Source organism: Psychrobacter sp. ENNN9_III, assembly GCF_001462175.1.
Lineage (GTDB): Bacteria > Pseudomonadota > Gammaproteobacteria > Pseudomonadales > Moraxellaceae > Psychrobacter.
This window is the reverse complement of sequence record NZ_LNUO01000064.1, coordinates 1-5,078: the sequence shown is the minus strand read 5'-3', so window position 1 is coordinate 5,078 and position 5,078 is coordinate 1. Positions and strand designations below refer to the sequence as shown.

At 43.4% G+C, this 5,078-nt stretch carries 4 protein-coding genes; all 4 read left to right on the top strand.

What is annotated here, in order from left to right; translation table 11 throughout:
* Positions 1-617: 617 nt before the first annotated feature.
* Complete coding sequence (gene bhcA / locus PENNN9_RS04430; protein ID WP_058368526.1) at positions 618-1,781, top strand: L-aspartate--glyoxylate aminotransferase BhcA; 1,164 nt, start codon at positions 618-620, stop codon at positions 1,779-1,781.
* A gap of 39 nt (positions 1,782-1,820) precedes the next feature.
* Complete coding sequence (gene bhcB / locus PENNN9_RS04425) at positions 1,821-2,801, top strand: beta-hydroxyaspartate dehydratase BhcB (RefSeq protein WP_058368525.1); 981 nt, start codon at positions 1,821-1,823, stop codon at positions 2,799-2,801.
* A 50-nt stretch (positions 2,802-2,851) separates the two neighbouring features.
* A complete protein-coding gene (gene bhcC, locus PENNN9_RS04420; RefSeq protein WP_058368524.1) occupies positions 2,852-4,003 on the top strand; it encodes a 3-hydroxy-D-aspartate aldolase BhcC in 1,152 nt (383 codons plus the stop codon).
* Positions 4,004-4,117: 114 nt separating this feature from the next.
* On the top strand, positions 4,118-5,078 hold a 961-nt coding region (gene bhcD, locus PENNN9_RS04415; RefSeq protein WP_058368523.1), incomplete at its 3' end, for an iminosuccinate reductase BhcD.

Genomic DNA, 5,078 nt, shown 5'->3' with positions numbered 1-5,078 from the left:
ACAGTTATTATTAAGTTAAAAGCTGAGTTTTGCTAAAAGCACTGTAAAGATAAACTTGGTAGACTCTCTAATCAATGAGCAGTTTATATCGTACAAAATTTAAAGCAGACATTGCCCAAAAGATAGTAGATAATAACGCTAATTTGAGTGTAACGGGTCAGCAATTAGGAACCGTGATGCAATCGTTATTCGATTGGTACAACAAAATCTATCAAAGTAAGCTTATCAGCATAGAGCCTAATGTTGGCTCTTGAAGCAAAATAGTCATTGTAATAATTGTGAGAAGTCTAGCACAAAGGTTATGTAAAAACACCTTGTTACAACTTACTTTTGATGCTATATTTTGATCAGTTGATAAGTTTCTACACTTTTTCAACCAAGACCTCTTAGTTTATCCTTCGTACAAATCGTTACCGCAAGAACACCATAAAAAGAACGCAGTAAGTAGTAAAGTGACCGATCACCTGCAACTCCTTTCTTTGACATGGTTAATTTTTTAAATCTAAAAAAAACAAACCAAACTGTATGAGTCAGGAAGACTCTTGCATTAAATTCGTATGAATCCTGATTATACACCTGTTGCCCCCCCTCTATATGCAATTACAAGGATGTAAATTATGTCATTACAAAACCCAATTTTTATTCCTGGTCCTACCAATATTCCTGACAGATTACGTCGTGCGATGAACGTGCCGACGCAAGATCACCGTGCGCCTGATTTTTCAGACACTTTCTTACCGGTACTTGCCGACTGTAAAAAAGTATTTGGTACGCAAGATGGTGAAATCATCCTGTTTACCTCTAGTGGTACGGGCGGCTGGGAAGCCGCTATTAGCAATACTTTATCGCCTGGTGATAAAGTTCTGATTGCACGCTACGGTATGTTCTCTCATCGCTGGATTGATATGTGTCAGCGTCACGGCCTTGATGTGCAAATCGTTGAATGCGCTTGGGGTACGGGCGCTCCCGCTGATCAATTCCAAGCAATTTTGAGCGAAGACACAGCGCACGAAATAAAAGCCGTAATGGTCACGCACAATGAAACAGCGACAGGTGTCTTAAGTGACATTGGCGCCGTTCGCAAAGCCATGGATAGCAGTGACCACCCCGCTTTATTATTCGTCGATGGCGTCAGCTCAATCGCCTCTGTTCCTTTTGAGATGGATGATTGGGGCGTAGACATTGCTGTCGCTGGCTCACAAAAAGGCTTTATGCTCGCAACTGGCATGGCTATATTAGGCGTCAGTCAAAAAGCCTTGAGTCATATGGATGAGGCTAAACTGCCCCGTACTTATTTTGACTTTCGCGATATGTTAAAAGCAAACGCCAACGGTGGCTTTCCTTATACGCCCCCACTCAATCTAATTTATGGTATGAGAGCAAGCCTCGATATGCTTTTTGAAGAAGGCCTTGAGAATGTCTATGCGCGTCATCACCGCTTGGCCGAAGGCGTACGACAAGCGGTAAGCGCTTGGGGCTTTAAGCTATGTGCAGCATCTCCTGACTTATATTCTGAAACTGTTAGCGCAATATATGTTCCCGAAGGCTTTGACAGTAACGAGCTGACCGATCATGCGTTTAATAAATATGGCATATCTTTCGGTATCGGTTTAGGTGAGATGCATGGTAAAGCTTTTAGAATAGGACATTTGGGTTCATTGACCGAAGTCATGGTACTAGCAGGGCTTGCCACTATTGAGATGGCGATGGTTGACCTAGATTACCCTATTAAACTGGGTCAAGGCGTCGCTGCTGCGCAAGAGTATTATCGCAACAACTAAATAAAGGCGATTAAACAGAAAAATAAAGGAATATTTTTTATGATAACAAACGATGATGGATTAGTGATTCCAACCCTTGAAGATATGGTAGAGGCGCATGAGCGTATCAAACCTTATATCCATCGCACACCAGTTTTAACCTCGCGGTTTTTAAATGAAATGGCAGGCTGTGAGATGTTCTTTAAGTGTGAGAACTTTCAAAAGGCAGGTGCTTTTAAAGTACGCGGCGCATCAAACGCAGTGTTTGGCTTGTCCGATGAAACAGCAAAAAATGGCGTCTGCACACACAGCTCAGGTAACCATGCGTTATCTTTATCTTATGCGGCTGGTCGGCGCGGCATACCCTGTAATGTAGTCATGCCATATACTGCACCAGAAGCTAAAAAGGCGGCAGTACGTGGCTATGGCGGCATCATTACTGAATGCGAGCCATCAACCACTTCACGTGAAGAAGTATTTGCCAAAGTTCAAGCAGAAACAGGCGGTGATTTTGTCCATCCATACAACGACCCACGTGTCATCGCTGGACAAGCAACCTGCTCACGTGAGTTTTTAGAGCAAATGGAAGAGATGGGACAAAAACCTGACATGGTAGTCGCACCAATCGGTGGTGGCGGCATGATTTCAGGTACTTGCTTGACGCTATCGAACCTAGCACCTGATGTCAAAATTTATGCGGCAGAGCCGGTAAACGCTGATGATGCCGCGCGCTCACTTAAAGCCGGTCACATTATCGCTGATGATGCACCAGATACTATTGCGGATGGCTTAAAAGTACCGCTTAAAGATTTGACTTGGCATTTTGTCAGCAATTACGTGACTGATATTTTAACTGCCACTGAACAAGAAATCATTGAAGCGATGAAGCTTATATGGACACATATGAAAATCGTTATTGAGCCCAGCTGTGCCGTGCCGCTCGCTGTTATCTTAAAGAACAAAGACGTCTTTGTAGGTAAAAAGGTTGGTGTCATCATCACGGGTGGTAACGTCGATCTTGATAAGTTGCCTTGGAATTAATTGTCCGTAACTACGTAAATATAATCAATGAAAACAAATGGAGCTTGAACATGATTACTGAAGAATTAGAAGTTGGTTTTAACGTCCCTGCTAAAGTTGGTATGGATGAGGCAGATATCCAAACCCCTTGCTTGATATTAGATCTAGACGCTCTTGAGCGCAATATCAAAAAAATGGGCGATTACGCTAAAGACCATAATATGCGTCACCGTAGCCACGGAAAAATGCACAAATCGGTTGATGTCCAAGAGCTACAAGAAGATATTGGCGGCGCTATTGGTGTTTGCTGTCAAAAAGTTTCTGAAGCAGAAGTATTCGTACGTGGCGGTATTAAAGACGTATTGGTCTCAAACCAAGTGCGCGATCCAGCCAAGATTGAGCGCTTAGCCAATTTGCCTAAAATGGGCTCAAAAATAACCGTTTGTGTCGATGATGTCGACAACGTTGCTGAGCTATCAGCTGCTGCAACCAAAGCAGGCACCGAGCTTAACTGCTACATCGAAATCGACTGCGGTGCAGGACGTTGCGGTGTCACGACGACAGAAGCAGTGATAGAGATTGCTAAAGCGATTGATGCGGCTGAAAATATAAAATTCACTGGCATTCAAGCCTATCAAGGTGCGATGCAGCACATGGACAGCTATAGCGATCGTAAAGCTAAGACCCAAGCTGCTATCGATCAAGTACAAGAAGCCATTGATGCATTAACTGAAATCGGACTAAAACCAGAATTTATCTCTGGTGGCGGTACAGGTAGTTACTACTTTGAAAGTAATTCAGGGGTTTTTAACGAATTACAGTGCGGGTCTTACGCGTTTATGGATGCCGACTACGGTCGTATCTTAGATGAAGACGGTAACCGTATTGACGCTGGTGAGTGGGAAAATGCGTTATTTATCCTAACCTCCGTTATGAGCCATGCAAAACCTGACAAAGCCATTGTTGATGCAGGTCTAAAAGCTCAGTCAGTTGATAGTGGCCTGCCCTTTATCTATGGTCGCGACGATGTTGAATATGTTAAATGTTCAGATGAGCATGGCGTAGTAAGCGATCCAAATGGCGTGCTGAAAATTAATGAAAAACTAAAACTGGTACCAGGTCATTGTGATCCCACTTGTAACGTTCATGATTTTTATGTTGGTGTGCGTAACGGTAAAGTTGAAACCGTATGGCCAGTATCTGCACGCGGTAGAATGTACTAAGACCTATCAGCTAAATTAGTATCATTTTATCAGTTTAGTTCAAAGGGGTTGTTGTAGTTTTAGCCTGCAACGGTCTCTTTTATTTAATGAACTTATAATAAAAAGGAATTTATCATGAGTGAAGCAAATAGTGTTCATAGTGACGAAGGGTTATTGATCGTATCAGAAGACGCTTGCAAATCAGTGATTGATCGCCCTTCTGCCTTTACCGCAGTTGAAAATGTTTTTGCGTCAATGTCACGAGGCGACGCGTATAACTTCCCTGTCATCCGTGAAGCAATTGGCTATGCTGATGCGCTATATGGCTTCAAATCAGGTTTTGATCGCGCTGGTAAATCCCTAGGTCTAAAATCAGGAGGTTACTGGCCGGGTAATGCTGACAAGGGCTTGACCAATCATCAGTCAACGATTTTCTTATTCAATCCAGATAATGGTAAATTGCGTGCGCTCGTCGGTGGTAACTACCTAACAGCGGTACGTACCGCCGCGGCATCAGCAGTATCGATTGCCCATCTAGCACGTAAAGACAGCAAAGTGCTTGGCATGGTCGGTGCTGGTCATCAGTCTACTTTTCAGCTGCGAGCCGCTCTTGAGCAACGCAACTTTGAAAAAGTAGTTGCTTGGAACAACAATAAAGACCGTCTTAAAAACCTACAAGCAGTCGCTGAAGAACTAGGCGTACCGTTTGAATCTGTTGAGCGCGAGCAATTATGTAGCGAGGCCGATGTAATCATTACCATCACTTCAGCGTTTGAGCCGCTGCTTATGAAAGAGTGGATCAAACCCGGTACACATATCGCTTGTATGGGTACTGATACTGTTGGAAAACAAGAAGTTGATGTCAACTTGATATCCGCTGCTACTGTCTTTACTGATGAAATCGCTCAATCGATTAGCCTCGGTGAAGCTCAGCATGCTATTAAGTCTAGTGCTATCAAAGAAAGTGATATCACTACGCTTGGTGACGTCATTAACGGTGAGCATCCAGGTCGCAGCTCAGATGATGAGATTACCTTGTTCGATGGTACGGGGGTTGGTTTACAAGATTTAGCAGTTGCTTCTGCTGCTGCTAAAC

What these genes read in the sequence shown, in the direction of transcription:
- bhcA (WP_058368526.1), top strand. Translation starts at nt 618, where the DNA reads ATGTCATTACAAAACCCAATTTTTATTCCTGGTCCTACCAATATTCCT.
- bhcB (WP_058368525.1), top strand. Translation starts at nt 1,821, where the DNA reads ATGATAACAAACGATGATGGATTAGTGATTCCAACCCTTGAAGATATG.
- bhcC (WP_058368524.1), top strand. Translation starts at nt 2,852, where the DNA reads ATGATTACTGAAGAATTAGAAGTTGGTTTTAACGTCCCTGCTAAAGTT.